15 protein-coding genes are annotated in these 15,537 nt (G+C 62.8%); 10 read left to right on the top strand and 5 right to left on the bottom strand.

What is annotated here, in order from left to right:
* Positions 1–170: 170 nt before the first annotated feature.
* The 5 genes from IEV88_RS01195 to IEV88_RS01175 all read left to right on the top strand — a co-directional run bounded on the left by IEV88_RS01195 (position 171) and on the right by IEV88_RS01175 (position 3,946).
* Complete coding sequence (locus tag IEV88_RS01195; RefSeq protein ID WP_188159479.1) at positions 171–1,514, top strand: TldD/PmbA family protein; 1,344 nt, start codon at positions 171–173, stop codon at positions 1,512–1,514.
* A gap of 4 nt (positions 1,515–1,518) precedes the next feature.
* Complete coding sequence (locus IEV88_RS01190; RefSeq protein ID WP_188159478.1) at positions 1,519–2,346, top strand: 3'(2'),5'-bisphosphate nucleotidase CysQ; 828 nt, start codon at positions 1,519–1,521, stop codon at positions 2,344–2,346.
* 22 nt (positions 2,347–2,368) lie between these two features.
* Complete coding sequence (locus IEV88_RS01185; protein WP_188159477.1) at positions 2,369–2,608, top strand: DUF4170 domain-containing protein; 240 nt, start codon at positions 2,369–2,371, stop codon at positions 2,606–2,608.
* Between the two features lie 38 nt (positions 2,609–2,646).
* The gene (locus tag IEV88_RS01180) at positions 2,647–3,348 is read left to right on the top strand and encodes a protein tyrosine phosphatase family protein (protein WP_206711302.1); all 702 of its coding nucleotides are present in this window, start codon (positions 2,647–2,649) and stop codon (positions 3,346–3,348) included.
* An 85-nt stretch (positions 3,349–3,433) separates the two neighbouring features.
* Positions 3,434–3,946, top strand: a complete 513-nt coding sequence (locus IEV88_RS01175) for a hypothetical protein (RefSeq protein WP_188159476.1) — start codon at positions 3,434–3,436, stop codon at positions 3,944–3,946.
* A 753-nt stretch (positions 3,947–4,699) separates the two neighbouring features.
* Here IEV88_RS01175 and IEV88_RS01170 read toward each other — a convergent pair.
* A complete protein-coding gene (locus tag IEV88_RS01170; protein ID WP_188159475.1) occupies positions 4,700–6,367 on the bottom strand; it encodes an NAD+ synthase in 1,668 nt (555 codons plus the stop codon).
* Positions 6,368–6,418: 51 nt separating this feature from the next.
* Positions 6,419–7,339: an MBL fold metallo-hydrolase gene (locus IEV88_RS01165; protein WP_188159474.1), complete on the bottom strand. Its 921-nt coding sequence runs from the start codon at positions 7,337–7,339 to the stop codon at positions 6,419–6,421.
* A gap of 172 nt (positions 7,340–7,511) precedes the next feature.
* Here IEV88_RS01165 and IEV88_RS01160 point away from each other — a divergent pair, with 172 nt between their 5' ends.
* The 5 genes from IEV88_RS01160 (at position 7,512) to IEV88_RS01140 (ending at position 13,495) form a co-directional block, all read left to right on the top strand.
* Positions 7,512–8,891 carry a class II 3-deoxy-7-phosphoheptulonate synthase gene (locus IEV88_RS01160; protein WP_188159473.1) on the top strand — a complete coding sequence of 460 codons (1,380 nt, stop codon included), beginning with the start codon at positions 7,512–7,514 and terminating at the stop codon, positions 8,889–8,891.
* Between the two features lie 137 nt (positions 8,892–9,028).
* Complete coding sequence (locus IEV88_RS01155) at positions 9,029–9,943, top strand: Gfo/Idh/MocA family protein (protein ID WP_188159472.1); 915 nt, start codon at positions 9,029–9,031, stop codon at positions 9,941–9,943.
* A 27-nt stretch (positions 9,944–9,970) separates the two neighbouring features.
* Positions 9,971–11,143 (top strand): DegT/DnrJ/EryC1/StrS family aminotransferase, encoded by a 1,173-nt coding sequence (locus tag IEV88_RS01150; protein WP_188159471.1) that lies wholly within the window; start codon positions 9,971–9,973, stop codon positions 11,141–11,143.
* A 156-nt stretch (positions 11,144–11,299) separates the two neighbouring features.
* Positions 11,300–11,884 (top strand): thymidine kinase, encoded by a 585-nt coding sequence (locus IEV88_RS01145; protein WP_188159470.1) that lies wholly within the window; start codon positions 11,300–11,302, stop codon positions 11,882–11,884.
* Between the two features lie 438 nt (positions 11,885–12,322).
* Positions 12,323–13,495 carry a vWA domain-containing protein gene (locus IEV88_RS01140; RefSeq protein WP_188159469.1) on the top strand — a complete coding sequence of 391 codons (1,173 nt, stop codon included), beginning with the start codon at positions 12,323–12,325 and terminating at the stop codon, positions 13,493–13,495.
* Positions 13,496–13,611: 116 nt separating this feature from the next.
* Here IEV88_RS01140 and IEV88_RS01135 read toward each other — a convergent pair whose 3' ends face one another.
* From IEV88_RS01135 to IEV88_RS01125, 3 genes are all read right to left on the bottom strand, one after another.
* A complete protein-coding gene (locus IEV88_RS01135) occupies positions 13,612–14,112 on the bottom strand; it encodes a baeRF12 domain-containing protein (RefSeq protein ID WP_188159468.1) in 501 nt (166 codons plus the stop codon).
* A 118-nt stretch (positions 14,113–14,230) separates the two neighbouring features.
* Positions 14,231–14,575, bottom strand: a complete 345-nt coding sequence (locus IEV88_RS01130) for an Hpt domain-containing protein (protein WP_188159467.1) — start codon at positions 14,573–14,575, stop codon at positions 14,231–14,233.
* A 131-nt stretch (positions 14,576–14,706) separates the two neighbouring features.
* Positions 14,707–15,462, bottom strand: coding sequence for a hypothetical protein (locus tag IEV88_RS01125; protein WP_188159466.1), 756 nt, complete (start codon positions 15,460–15,462; stop codon positions 14,707–14,709).
* Positions 15,463–15,537: the final 75 nt, after the last annotated feature.

The following is a 15,537-nucleotide window of genomic DNA, read 5'->3' as shown; positions in this document are numbered from 1 at the left end:
GCGCAAAAACCTGTGGCAGGAAAAAGAATGGCGGAAACAAAACCCAAAACGCGACGATGCATGATACCTCGATAATACCCGGGTCGATCTGACTGAGGATAACATAAGGCGGCCGGCGGCCACGTCGAGTGCTGTTGCACGGCGGGCGGTTCCAGCCTATCTCGGATGACATGACAAAGATTTCCCCTGAAGACGCGCTTGGCCTGCTCATCGAGGATGCGATGAAGGCCGGTGCCGATGCCGCCGACGCGATGATGTATGAAAGCGTCTCGAATGCCGTTTCCGTGCGCCTCGGCGAGGTCGAGGACGTCGAGCGGTCGGAGAGCCGCGATCTCGGCCTGCGTGTGATCTATGGTAAGCGGCAGGCGAGCGTTTCGACGACCGATTTTACCCCGCAATCGCTGCAGGAGACCGCAGAGCGCTGTGTTTCCATGGCCAAGGCGGCCCCCGAAGACCCCTATTGCGGGCTGGCGCCGGAAGACCGGCTGGCGAAGGCGCCCTTTGCCGACCTTGACCTGTTCGACGGAGTCGAACCGTCGACCGAACAGCTGAAGGAGCGCGCGCTGGCCTGCGAGGAAGCGGCCCGCGCCGTTGACGGCGTAACCAATTCCGGCGGCGCTGATGCCGGCTTCGGCTCCGGCACGTCGTGGTTTGCGACCAGCCACGGCTTTTTCGGCGCGTCAGCCGGTGGCAGCCATTCGGTCTCCGTTTCCGTCCTCGCCGGGGAAGGCCTCGGCATGGAGCGCGACTATGACTATGACAGTGCGACCCATCTCGACAGCTTGCGCGATGCGGGCTCCGTCGGCACCAAGGCCGGTGAGCGGGCGGTCAAGCGCCTGAACCCGCAGCGCCTGTCGAGCCGTCAGGCACCGGTGATCTTCGAACAACGCCTCGCCAAATCATTGGTCGGCAAGCTCGCCGCCGCCATCAATGGCGCGTCCATCGCGCGCGGGGTCAGCTTCCTGAAGACCCGGATGGGTCAGCAGATCTTCCCCGAGACGATCACCATCATCGACGATCCGCTGATCAAGCGCGGCTTCGGCTCCAGCCATTTCGACGGCGAAGGCGTCGTCAACGAACGCCTGACCGTGATCGACAAGGGCGTGCTGACGACGTGGATGCTCAACTCCTCGCAGGCGCGCCAGCTCGGGCTTCAGACCAATGGCCGGGCGACCCGCGGCACTGGCGGCCCGCCGGGATCGGGCTCCACCAATATGTGGATGGAGCCCGGCACGATGAGCGTCGACGCGCTGATCCGTGACACCGGCGAGGGCCTGTACCTGACCGACATGTTTGGTCCGCAGGTCAATTCCAACACCGGCGACTATTCGGTCGGCTGTTCCGGCTTCTGGATCGAGAAGGGCGAGATCGCCTTTCCCGTCTCGGAAATCACCATCGCCGGCAATCTGCTGGAGATGTTCGCCACGCTGACCCCGGCCAGCGACCTGGAGTTCAAGGGCGCCAAGAACGCCCCGACCCTGCGCATCGAGCGCATGACCATCGCGGGCAATTAGCGCGATGGCGGCGGAGCGCTTTCCGGGGCTTGCCGGGGACCGGCAGGCGATGCGTGAGGCCGTGCGTGAGGCCGGCGCCGCCGTGCTTGCCCTGTTCGGCGGCACCGTCGATGCCTGGACCAAGGCCGATTCCAGCCCGATCTCCGAGGCTGACCTTGCCGCCAACCGTATCCTCAAGACCCATCTGATCGACCGCCATGGCGGCGGCTATGGCTGGCTGTCGGAGGAGAGCACCGAGGAACATGGCCGACTGAACGCGCCGCGCACCTGGGTGATCGACCCGATCGACGGGACCCGCGCCTTCCTCAAGGGCCGCCCGCATTTCACCATCTGCGCCGCCCTGATCGAGGATGGCGATGCCATCGCCGCTGCGGTCTACAACCCGGCGACGCGGGAATTCTTCGAGGCCGAACGCGGCGCCGGCGCGACGCTGAACGGCACCCCCATCGGCGCGAGCAGCCATGACGCGGTCGAGGACTGCGCCATGCTGGGGGCCGAGCACATGTTCCGCCATCCCGGCTGGCCAGAGGACTGGCCGTCCATGCGCATCGACCAGCGCAATTCGACCAATTACCGCATGGCACTGATCGCCAAGGGCGAGTTCGACGCGACCCTGGCGCTGGCCCGCAAGGCCGACTGGGACGCCGCCCCCGGCGCCCTGATCGCCGAGGAAGCCGGCGCGATCGTCAGCGACCATCTCGGCGAGAAATTCACCTACAACAAGCCCGACCCGCGCCAGAGAAGTCTTGTGTGCACGGCCCCGGCGTTATACGAGCATGTGCTCAAGCGCCTGGCGCACCTGCCGCCGGATTTCACGAGCGGCAGCAATTGATCACTTAGAAAGAGGCACCCTGATGAGCGACAAGGACCCGCAACTCCTGCACCTCGTATTCGGCGGCGAACTGGAAAACCCGGCCGAGGCCCGGTTCAAGAATATCCAGGAACTCGATGTCGTCGGCATTTTCCCGAACTATGCCCTCGCCGAGAAGGCGTGGAAGGCGAAAGCCCAGCAGACGGTCGACAACGCCCATATGCGCTATTTCATCGTGCATCTGCACAGATTCCTCGATCCGGACGGCGACGGCAGATTCTAGACTGCCGCCCAGCAAAGCCCTGAAGCAAAGGAGCCGCCATGGCCGGGCCGATGACCCGCGAGGAATTTGCCACGCCCGAGGGCAGGAAACGCGCCTGGCGCAACCTGTTCCTTGGCGATCATGGTTTCCTGCGCAAGATCTACGACAACAGCCACCAGATTTCCGACAAGGTCTGGCGCACTTACCAGCCCTCCCCTGCCCGCCTGAAGGAATGGCGCGACAAGGGCGTGAAGACGGTGATCAATCTGCGCGGCCTGCGTAACTCCGTGCCGCAATCCGGCTTCTACTGGCTCGAGGAAGAGGCCTGCGACCAGCTTGGCCTGACCCTGATCAACCACCGCGCCTGGTCGCGCGAAGCCCCGCCGAAGGAATTCATCCTTGAGCTGAACGATCTGTTCGAGACGATCGAGTATCCGGCGATCCTGCACTGCAAGTCCGGCGCCGACCGGGCCGGGATCGGCTCTGCCCTCTATCTGTTCCTGCATGAGCGCCGCCCGCTGGACGAGGCGCTGGAGCAGCTGTCGTTCAAATACGGCCATGTCAAGGAAGGCAAGACCGGGGTGATCGATCATTTCTTCGAGACCTATCAAGCCGCCGCCAAGGCAGAGGGCGCCGAGCCGACCCCGGAACATTTCCTCGCCTGGGTCGAAAACGATTATGACAAGGATGCCGTTCAAGAGAGCTTCAAGCCGACGGCGCTCGGCTCCCTGCTGACGGAAAAGATCCTGCGGCGGGAATAGGCGCTCCCCGCCCTCCCCCGAACGGGGGCTTTGTGCCCGGCCTGTGGACGCGCTAGTCTCATGCCTGTTTCGAGGGAGCGAGATCATGAAACCATCCATCCTTTCAGCTGCCGCCGGTCTTGCCATGCTGGCCGCAGGCGGCCCCGCCCTTGCCCAGTTCGGCGATTTGCCGGCGAGCGGAAAATATGCCGTGCCCGCCGCCGATGGCAGCTCGCTGTGTGCCAAACCCGGCACGGCGACGCTCTATCTCTCCTTCGAGGGTCTGACCGCGACCGGGCCGAACGCCAATGTCGACAAGCACGAGAACCTTGATGGCAGCTTCGGCCTCGTTCTCGACGGCGGCGCATACCGGACCTTCGAGTTCAGCATCGGCCATGCCGGCGACGGCTTCGTGCAGCTGCGCGGCCAGGAATTTACCGGTACCGGTTTCACCCGGAAAGACCTGCCGACCATCGCCTATATGCTGATCGCGACCAAGAGCGCACCCGCCATGCACACGCTGCGGTTCATCAATGGCGCGAGCGGGGTCGAGAACATCATCACCGCGTATCAGTATGCGGATGGATCGAAGACGGCGTATCTCGAGAAGTGCGGGTGATGCTGGATTGTCTTTCTGTTTAGGGATCGAAAAGTGGTTCACCGGCGGCGGGGCCTCAGCGCGGCACCCTGTTGAATTTTCTTTCCGAACTACCCCGCTTGTCATCCCGGGGCGCCCGTCAGGGTGAACCCGGGACCTATTTTCCAGAGACGGTGAGGCTGGCTTGAGAGAGCAGCGGCAAGGCCTCTGGAAAATGGATCCCGGGTTGATGCCGCGCATCCCCCGGGAAGACAAGAGAGGCAGCACTGAAAACACCGTCAGATTTCGCTGCGGTGTGAATATGAAATCGAGGGGGCCCGTGTGTAGCGGCCATTGCCTCAAACAAATAATAATGACTGGCATAGCTCTCGCTACACACGGCGGCGATCGATGCGGGGCCAAAGTGCATAGCTCTCCCGCCCGGGGGCTACCCCGGGTCACCGCTCCGCCGGACGATGCAAAGCTGTACACACCCTCAATTGCCGGCGGAAACCTGATGCGCCCTGCCCTCACCGCAGGTCACGGCAGAACAGAACGCCTCCACCCGGTCCTCACCGGGCTTGGGGATGGTTATAAGGGGGGTACTTTGGGCGGGGATAACTTTCGTGAGGGGTTTTTAGTTGAGAGCTTAGAGTACCCTCACCCGAAATCCGTAAACGGATTTCGACCTCTCCCAGAGGGAGAGGTAGGGCATCGCGCAAAGCTGATTGTACGTTCTTCACCTCTCCCTTGGGGAGAGGTCGGAAAATGCGCCGGCATTTTCCGGGTGAGGGCCTACCTATCCCTGAACCCGTTGACGATCGGATAGCGCCGGTCTCTGCCGAAATTCCGTGTGGTGATCTTCGGACCCGGGGGTGACTGGCGGCGTTTGTATTCGGCGACATAGAGCAGGTGCTGGATGCGGCGGACGGTTTCCTCGTCATGGCCTTCGGCGATGATGTCGCGCACGGCCATTTCCTCCTCGACGAGGCAGGTGAGGATCGCGTCGAGGATTTCATAGGGCGGCAGGGAATCGTCGTCGCGCTGGCCGGCGCGCAGCTCGGCCGAGGGCGGCTTGTCGATGATGTTGACGGGGATCACCTCGCCCGGCGGGCCGAGGCAGCCCCTGGGCACTTTGGTGTTGCGCCAGCGGGCGAGCGCGAAGACATCCGTTTTGTAAACATCCTTGAGCGGATTATAGCCGCCATTCATGTCGCCATAGAGGGTGGCATAGCCGACCGACATTTCCGACTTGTTGCCGGTGGTCAGCACCATCGGCCCGAATTTGTTGGACAGCGCCATGAGGATGACGCCGCGGATGCGCGACTGCAAATTCTCCTCGGTCGTGTCGGGCTCGCGACCGGCGAATGTCTCGCCCAGCATCTCGTCAAAGGCCTTCACCGCCGGTTCGATGGCGATGGATTCATAGGAGACGCCCAGGGCCTCAGCGCATTTTTCTGCATCCGTCAGACTATCGCCCGCCGTATAGCGCGACGGCATCATCACGCAGCGCACGCGCTCCGGCCCCAGTGCATCGACGGCGATGGCGGCGGTGAGCGCGGAATCAATGCCGCCGGACAGGCCGATGACGACGCCGGGAAATCTGTTCTTGTTGACATAATCGCGCACGCCCGTGACAAGGGCCGGATAGGTGAGCTCATGCCCGGTCGGCCAGGCGACCATAGGGCCATCCGTACACTTCCACTTGCCGGCTCGGCGTTCCCAGCCGGTCATGAACACGCCGGTCTCGAAACATGGCGCCTGCACGCGGTCGTTCTGGCAATTGCCGGCGAAAGACGAGCCATCGAACAGCAACTCGTCCTGCCCGCCGACCTGGTTGACGAAGATCAGCGGCAGGCCGGTCTCCTCCATACGGGCCTCGGCGGTCGTCAGGCGTTCGGCATGGCAGGTGGTGCGGAAGGGCGAGCCATGGGGGACGATGAAGATTTCCGCGCCCTGCGCCTTCAGCTCCTGCGCGGCGTCGGGATACCACATATCCTCGCAGATCATCAGGCCGAGTTTCATGCCGCGCCACTCGGTCACCGTCACGCTTTCGCCGGTACGGTAGCGGCGCGGTTCGTCGAACACGGAATAGTTCGGCAGCCTGGTCTTGTAGACGATGCGCTGGATCAGGCCTTCATCGCACAGGATCGCGGCGTTCCACGCCTTGCCGCCGCCGCGCTCGGTCTGCGGCCAGGGCGCGCCGATGATCATGGCCGGGCCGCCATCGCCGGTGTCTTGCGCCAGCTCCTCCGCCGCTTCGCGGCAGGCGCGCTGATAGGCGGGTTTGAGCACCAGATCCTCCGGCGGATAGCCGGAGACGATAAGCTCGGGGAACACGACGAGGTCAGCGCCCTGCTCCGCTGCCTGCCTGCGGGCGTCGCGGATCAGGGCCTTGTTGCCGTCGAGATCGCCGACGGTCGGGGCGATCTGGGCCAGGGCGATTTTCAGTGTCTCTGCCATGGCCCAGATTTATGCTCGATCGGCGGATAACGCCAGAGGGGGATCACACTATCAGTGATCGTGATCTGCGGCGCTGTGATCCATAGCCTCATGGGCTTTTTCACTCATCAGGTCGGTGACGATGGTGCGGGTCATGCGCTCGCCATTGATGAAGCCCCACGCCCAGGTCTCGTTCCATTCTGCCAGCGGGTCGGCGGCGACGATCTCGTCCGCGCTGAGCCCCTCGTCGACCAGCGCCTGAACGGCGGCTTTGGCCTCGACAAGTACGTCGTGCAGCGCGCGCACGTCAGCCTCGGTCGAGAGCGGGCCGTGGCCGGGGATGATCTGGGTGTCCGCGTCAGCCATTTCCACGATATTGGCGAGGTTGGCGATATAGCCGTCGACGGTACCGCCGCCATCGAGGTCGATATAGGGGTAACGGCCGGAGAACAGCGTGTCGCCGGTGTGGATGATGTTGAGGTTCGGGATGAAGACCATGGAGTCGCCGTCCGTGTGGGCGTTCGGGACGTAATGGATCTGGATCTCGTTATCGTTCCAGAAGAAGGTCATGCCGTCTTCATGGGTGATGACCGGCAGGGCCTCGTCGGGGCGCGGCTCCTCGCCGCTCGCCAGCCGCACGCGCACATTGGCATGGGCGACGATGGTGCCGCCGGCAGCGGTCATCGCCTCGTTCCCGCCGGTATGATCGCCATGATAATGGGTGTTGAGCACATATTTCAGCTCCTGGCCGCCGGTGATCTCCTCGACCCTGGCGAGGATGTTCTCAGACAGGCGGTCGAACTGGTCGTCGATCATCAACACGCCATCGGGACCGGCAGAGATGCCGATATTGCCGCCCTGGCCGACCAGCATGTAGACGCCGCCGCCGAGATCGGTCGCCTCTATCGTGACGTCCTGGTCCTGCGCGATTGCTGTCGCGGTGATCGCCAGGGCGAGGCCTGTCGCCGCAGCGGTGAGAAATCTGGCTGTCATCTTGCTTCCCTCTCTGGATGTTTTGCCTTGAGCCAATATCTAGGGTTTATGGGCGAAAAGACACCTGGCGCCCGCGTGAGCCGCAATTTACGGCAATTTGTACGCGCGGGGCGGTTGATTGGTCAGGGCCGTTAGCATAAAGGGTTAAGCCCGACTTGGATTGAGACATAAAATGGCACGAGAACAGGCACATTGGGCACCCGACACGTGGCGGGCACGCCCGGCAAAACACATACCGGAGGATTACCCCGATCCGGCGGCGCTTGCCGCTGTCGAGGAGGAGCTGTCGAGCTATCCGCCGCTGGTGTTTGCCGGGGAGAGCCGGACGCTGCGCCAGCGCCTTGCCGCCGTGTCAGAGGGCAAGGCCTTCCTGCTGCAGGGCGGGGATTGCGCCGAGAGCTTCAAGGAATTCCACCCGAACAAGATCCGCGACACGTTCCGCGTGCTGCTGCAGATGGCCGTGGCGCTGACCTATGGCGCGGCCATGCCGGTGGTCAAGGTCGGGCGCATCGCCGGGCAATATGGCAAGCCGCGCTCCTCGCCCGTCGAGACGATCGACGGCGTCACCCTGCCGTCCTATCGCGGCGACAATATCAACGCGATGGACTTCACGCCGGAAGCGCGGGTGCCGGACCCGCAGCGCCTGCTCAAGGCCTATGGCCAGTCGGCGGCGACGCTGAACCTGATCCGTGCCTTCGCCAAGGGCGGCTATGCGGACCTGCGCAACGTGCACAAATGGAACCTGGAATTCGTGCAGGGCAATCCGCAGTCCGAGCATTATCACGAGATCGCCGACAAGATCTCCGACGCGCTGACCTTCATGGAAGCCTGCGGGGTGACGTCGGATTATTCCAAGCCTTTGTCGGAGGTGGAATTCTTTACCTCCCATGAGGGCCTGCTGCTGGGTTATGAACAGGCGATGACGCGGGTCGATTCGACGAGCGGGAAATATCACGACACCTCGGCGCATATGATCTGGATCGGCGACCGCACGCGCCAGCCGGACGGGGCCCATGTGGAATTCGCCCGCGGCATCGAGAACCCGATCGGCATCAAATGCGGTCCGACGCTGGAGCCGGACGAACTGATGGAACTGCTCGATATTCTCAACCCGAAAAACGAGGCCGGGCGCATCGTGCTGATCGCCCGCTTCGGCGCCGGCAAGGTGCAGGCGGGGCTGCCGCGCCTGGTCCAGCGGGTCAACGCCGAAGGCCGCAAGGTCGTGTGGTCGTGCGATCCGATGCATGGCAACACGATCAAGGCGGAGAACGGCTACAAGACGCGGCCATTCGATTCGATCCTGTCGGAGGTCAATTCCTTCTTCGAGGTCTGCCGTGCCGAGGGCGCCCATCCGGGCGGGGTCCATTTCGAGATGACCGGCCAGGACGTGACCGAATGCATCGGCGGCGCCCAGGCGATCACCGAGAGCGATTTGTCGAGCCGCTATCACACCCATTGCGATCCGCGCCTGAACGCGACGCAGGCGCTGGAACTGGCCTTCCGGCTGGCCGAATCCCTGCGCATCGACAGGGCCGCCCGCGCTGCGGCATAGGCGTCAGGTCTGGCGGCAGTGGATGGCGGCGGGCTTGCCTCGTGGTGTAACAGCCCGAAATATCATGTGACGTTGGCCTGATTGCCTCCTGTGCCAGCACTATTTATGGTGCGGCGCAATAGAAAGGTGTGCACGACATGACTTTGAAAGCAGGCGTCGCCGGGGCTGGCGTGTTCGGCGGCTATCATGCCAACAAATATGCCGAAGCAGCCGATGCCACCCTGACCGCGATCTATGATCCCGACCCGGACCGCGCCACCCTCGCCGCGAAGATGCATGATTGCGAGGCGTGCACGGATTACAGCGATTTCCTGTCGAAGATTGACCTGCTGACGATCGCTGCGCCGGCAAGCTTTCATTACGAGCTTGCCCTGCGCGCGCTGAAGGCTGGCCGTCACTGCCTGATCGAGAAACCCATAGCCCTGAATGTCGCCGATGCCGACCGGCTGATCGAGATTGCCGCCGGGGAAAACCTTATCCTCCAGATCGGCCACCAGGAGCGCTACGTGTTCGAGGCCTTCGGCATCCTGTCGCGGGCCGACAAGCCGCGCGAGGTGCGCTCGCGCCGGCTGAACAAGTTTTCCGGCCGGGCGATGGATGTCTCGGTCGTGTTCGACCTGATGATCCACGATCTCGACATGCTGGGCCAGATTGCTGGCGGGACGGTCGAGAGCCTGACCGCCAGCGAAGTGTGCGAGCACGGCCCGCATGCCGATCGCACCGATGCCGAGATCGTCTTTGCCGGCGGGCTGAAGGCAAGCCTTGCCGCCTCGCGCCTCGAGCAGACACCGACGCGCGACATGACCCTGGTCTATGATGACGGCGAGATCGTGATCGACTTTCTCAAGCGCGAGATCACCAACACCACGGGCACGCCGCTGGCGCTGGAATTCGGCGCGCAGGACGCGCCGCTGGCGTTCCGCGACCCCCTCGCCTTCGGCACGCAGAGCTTCATCAGATCGGTCTTGACCGGGGACGCGCCAACCGTTTCCGGCACGGCAGGCCGCGCGGCGCTCGACCTCGCCATCCGCATCGAACAGGCTGCGGCCTGAGTTAGAGTTTCAAGGAGTGTACTGAGCATGAATGGCGTATCGAACCTGGCCCTGGAACGCGAAAGCCGCGTCGGCAATATTGCCTTTATCGACCTGAAGGCGCAGCAGAAGGTGATCCGCGAGCGGGTCGAGAAACGCCTGCTCGCCGTGCTCGACCATGGCCGCTATATTGCCGGGCCGGAGATCGACGAGCTGGAGGAGACGCTGGAGCAAAAGACCGGCGCGAAACATGTCATCGCCTGCTCCAACGGCACCGATGCGCTGATCATCCCGATGATGGCGCTGAACCTGACCCGCGAGGACGCCGTGTTCATCCCGGGCTTTACCTATAACGCGACCGCCAACGCCGTGCTGATTGCCGGCGGCACGCCGGTGTTCGTCGACATCGATCCGGACACGTTCAACATGTCGACGACGGACCTGATCACCAGGATCGAGGAAGTGAAGCTGGAGGGCCGGCTGAAGCCGCGGGTCATCTGCGCCGTCGACCTGTTCGGCTCACCCGCCGATTATAATGTGCTCAACAGGATCGCCGAGGCCGAAGACATGCTGGTCTTTGCCGACGGCGCGCAGAGCTTCGGCGGCAAGCTCGACGGCCAATGGGTCGGAAACCTGGCGCCGGTGACCGGCACGTCATTCTTCCCCGGCAAGGCGTTGGGCGCCTATGGCGATGCGGGTGCAACGCTGGTGCGCGACGATGACGAGATGGCGAAAATCTGCGAATCGATCCGCTGGCATGGCACGGATGAACAGCGCCGCGAATCCGTCCGCGTCGGGATCAATGGCCGCATGTCGACCTTCATGGCCGCCGTGCTGCTGGAGAAGGTCGCGATCTTCTATGACGAGCTGGAAGCGCGCCACCGCATCGCGAGGATCTATAATGAACGCCTGTCCGACATTGCCCGCCCGCAACAGCATGTGGATGGCGCGGAAAGCGGCTATGGCTATTACACCATCGCCATCGACAACCGCGACGCCGTGCGCGAAAAGGCCGGCGAAGCCGGGGTGCCGACCGCGATCTATTACATGCAGCCGCTGCACCAGATGAAGGCGTTCGAGGCCTATGCCCCGGAAGGCGGCCTGCCGAATTGCGAAAAGGCAGCGGGCGACGTGCTGTCCCTGCCGATGCACCCGTACCTCACCGAGGAGCAGGCGCATTTCATCTGCGACGTCATGCACGCGGCGGTGAAGGAAGTCTGAAATCCTCGTGCTTCGTGGCCCGCTGCGGCGGGCACCTCAGCATGAGGATTTTCAATCAGGCAAATAAAAGATAGCCTCATCCTGAGGAGCTGCGCAGCAGCCTCGAAGGGCGAGGCGCTGTCGAGCTTCAAAACACGACTCGCTTCACAAGTAGGTATGGCAAAGCTCTATTTTTCCTATTCGGCGATGAATGCCGGCAAGTCGACGATCCTGTTGCAGGCGGCGTATAACTATCGCGAGCGCGGCATGGTGCCCGTGCTGTTCACCGCTGCCATCGACAAGCGCGGCGGCGAAGGCAAGATCGCCTCGCGTATCGGCCTCGACGAAGACGCGCTGATGTTCGATGACAGCCACAACCTGTTCGCCTGGGTCGAAAGCCTGATGCCGTGCCATTGCGTGATGATCGACGAGGCGCAATTCCTGACCGAGACCCAGGTCTGGCAACTAGCCCGGGTGACGGATGATCTGGGCATCCCGGTAATGACCTTTGGCCTGCGCACGGATTTCGCCGGCAAGCTGTTCCCCGGCAGTGCGACCCTGCTCGCCATTGCCGATACGGTGCGGGAAATTCGCACGATCTGCTGGTGCGGGCGCAAGGCGACGATGGTGCTGCGCATCGGCGCCGATGGCCGCCCTGTGCTGGAGGGCGACCAGGTCGCGATCGGCGGGAATGAGAGCTATGTCTCGCTGTGCCGCAAGCACTGGCGCGGACAGCTGGCCGGGCCGGATGAGGATGAGTGAGCCCATCCTTCGAGGCTCAGCAGAGCTGAGCACCTCAGGATGAGGATAGTTCAGTGTTCGCCGCCCCTCATCCTGAGGTGGTCGCGCAGCGACCCACGAAGGATCGGAAGCCAACCGCAGCATTCCGCCTGAAGAACCTTCGTCTAGTTAGCATCCAAGGCCTGTAAGGCACTTCATGCCTTACAGGCCTTGCTTGATTGTCATTAGACGGACCATAGCTTGTCAAGGCGGCACCCGCTGCGCGCCGCGAAGCGGGTGCCGCCTTGACAAGCTATGGTCCGTCTAATAGCGCCCGCTACGCTCCTCCTCTTTCAAAACAAATGCTCAGATTCCTCCGGCAATCATCGAGATCGTTGAGGCTGAGGTCGCGATACCGGCTGCCACATTTCACTGCACCCTGCCCTTGCACGCGCCGCGCCGAACGCTACCCTCTTTGCCATGTTCACAAGATTTTTTCACGAGCTGAAAGACGCCGGGCTGCCGGTCTCCTTACGCGAATACCTCACCCTGATGGAGGCGATGGAGGCCGACCTCGCCGGCAAGCGGGTCGAGGATTTCTATTACCTGTCCCGCGCCGCGCTGGTGAAGGACGAGCGCAATCTCGACAAGTTCGACCGGGTGTTCGCGCATGCCTTCAAGGGCATCGAGAGCGTTGGCGAAGGCATCGAGGCGGAGATCCCCGACGAATGGTTGCGCAAGCTGACCGACAAATTCCTGACCGAAGAGGAGAAGGCACAGATCGAGGCGCTCGGCGGCTGGGACAGACTGATGGAGACCCTGCAGGAGCGCCTGAAGGAACAGAAGGAGCGCCATGAGGGCGGCAACAAGTGGATCGGCACGGGCGGCACCTCGCCCTATGGCCATGGCGGCTATAATCCGGAAGGCATTCGCATTGGCGGGGAGAGCACCCAAAAGCGGGCGGTGAAGGTCTGGGAAAAGCGGGAATACAGGAACCTCGATAGCTCGGTCGAGCTCGGCACGCGCAACATCAAGATGGCCTTGCGCCGCCTGCGCCAGTTTGCCCGCGACGGCGCGCCGGACGAATTCGACCTCGACGGCACGATCGACGGCACCGCGCGCAAGGGCTACCTCGATATCCATATGCGGCCCGAGAGGCGCAATACGGTCAAGGTCCTGATCTTTTTCGATATCGGCGGGTCGATGGACCCGTTCATCACGATCATGGAGGAGCTGTTCTCCGCCGCGCGGGCGGAGTTCAAGCACATGGAATATTTCTACTTCCACAACTGCCTTTATGATTTCGTGTGGAAGGACAACAAGCGGCGCTGGACCGACAAGATCCCGACCTGGGACGTGCTGCACAAATATGGCAATGACTACAAGGTGATCTTTGTCGGCGATGCCTCGATGAGCCCCTATGAGATCACCGTGCCCGGCGGCTCGGTGGAATATTTCAACGAGGAGGCCGGCGCGGTCTGGCTGCAGCGCCTGCTCGACATTTACGAGACCGCGGTGTGGCTGAACCCGGTCAGGCGGCAGAGCTGGGACTATGTCGGCTCCATCGGCATGATGCGCCAGCTGTTCGCAGACCGGATGTATCCACTGACCCTGGACGGGCTGGAAGGCGCGATGGCCGAGTTGAAGCGGTAGGGCTTCACAGGATCAGGCTAACCGGCCACTTTCGCGTCATGAGCCCAAAAAAGGGAGAGCCGAGGCTCTCCCTGCGTAATTGTAATATCTCGACGCGCAATGGCAGGGCGCGATGATCAGGCGTGCCTTTTCAGGTCCTTGTCATAGTCGGGCGCGGGCCCGGAGAAGAGCTCACTCAGCTTGGCCTCGATCTTCTCGACCGGATGATTCGTCAGATCGCTGCTGACTTCCTTGACGACGCGATCCCTGGTTTCCTTGTGGAATCCGTCGCGCAGTTCCCCCAGTGCCTGGGGCGGCGCGAAGACAACGAGACGATCAAAGGCGTTCTTGAGCGCAGCCTTGTTGAGGCGCTCCGCAATTTCGCCGATGAAGCGTTCCTTTTCGAATTCGTGCCAGTCCGTGTCCTGAACGGCGGAGCGCTGGGCACCGCCGGCACCGTCATCGTTGAAGCGGCCCGGACGGTTCGCGGCCTGGTCGCGGGTCGGCGGGTTGTCCAGTTCCTCTTTCCTGATGACATTCAGAATGGGCTGGCTGTCGATATCGTCATTGCGGAAGAACAGGGCCTTTTCGCCATCGGCAACGAGCACCCAGGTGATCTTGTCAGCAAAATCTCTCATGATCGTACATCCTTTCCGTTTCCCCCTTAAAGGATACGAACAGGCGTCGCGGGCGAATGTTCCTGTATGACCTGTTTGTCAGGTCACCAGTCAGGTCGCCCAAGTCAGGAAACAGAGATCAGGCAGCGTCACGCAGGCGGCGGATTTCAGCGATGGTCTCGCGGCCGGTCCGGCGTAATTCCTCAAGCAGCTGTGCGCGTTCCTCGCGGCGACGCGCCAGCCCGACCAGCGTTTCCGCGCGGGCGCAAAGCTCGCCCAGTTGCCAGGCACCGACGCCGCGGGCAGCCCCCTTCAGGGCATGGGCCGCATCGCGCCAGGCTGCATCTTCCGCCGACGGATCAAGCAGCCCGGCCCACATCTCGGCCTGTGTCTCGAAAATACCGAGGATCTCGTCACGCAGCGCATCGTCGCCGGCAACATAAAGATCAAGATGATCCAGGTCTATCAGACACGCTGCAGTCATCGTCGTCGCCCCTTCATCGCCACAGCCCTCAATCGTCAGGGTCCGGGCCGTCCTCGTTGCGGAAAGGATGACGGTCAGTGATTAACAGAGTGTTCACGATATTGGCGGGAGTTTACGCGCCGTCAGTCGCTTTACTGCGGGTCGGCGTTTTCCTCTGCCGGGTCCGATAGCGGGGCATCCGCCTCTGGCTCGGGCTCGGCTTCCGGCTCGGTCTTGGCGGGCAGCATGACATTCTGCGCCGCTGCATCGGCTTCCGACGCGGCTGTCATCGCCTCGCGGGCATAGGATTCCGCGTCCAGCGCCGCTGCGACGGCCTCGTCGGCGGCATCCCGGGCCTCCTTGGCTTCAGCCATTGCCTGGGCACGATATTCGTTCGTCATCGTCTCGGCGGTCTCTGTCGCTTCGCGGGCGGCGACAAGTGCGGCCTGCGCCGCTTGCGAGGATGCCTCGGCCGATTCCATCGCGGTGACGGCAAGCCTGTCGGAATCCTTTGCCGCTGCGACGGGGTCGGTTTCCAGCATCATGGCAATGTTCGAGATCGCCTTGTTGGCGTCGTCACCGGCCCTGTCAGCCAGGATGACTGCCTCACGGGCGCGGGTGATGGCTGTCGCCGCGGCTTCATTGACCATGTCTCCGAGAGGGAATTCCTCCGCGACGGCCTGCTCGACCCCGGTCGGGTCTTCATCGTCGACGACTGCCTGTTCCCCGGCTGCCGGTGCGGGCTCATCCTCGCCGGTCACGGCCTCGCCGATATCTTCCGCTGTTTCCTGCACTTCCTCAACGGCCTGCTCGGCAACCACCGGCACCTCACGTCCGGAGAACAGGATGGCCGCAACAGTGGCGGCGAGGACCACCGCGATGATGAGCAGGATTTTCAAGATATTCATGACGACCCCCAGTCGAATTTGAGATGCTGACGAATACCTTACCCGTGATGGCGGGCATTCCAAAGCGAAACCATC

The organism is Aquisalinus flavus, from assembly GCF_014640095.1.
Lineage (GTDB): Bacteria > Pseudomonadota > Alphaproteobacteria > Caulobacterales > Parvularculaceae > Aquisalinus > Aquisalinus flavus.
The sequence above is the reverse complement of the archived record's forward strand: the minus strand, read 5'-3'. Positions and strand labels throughout refer to the sequence as shown.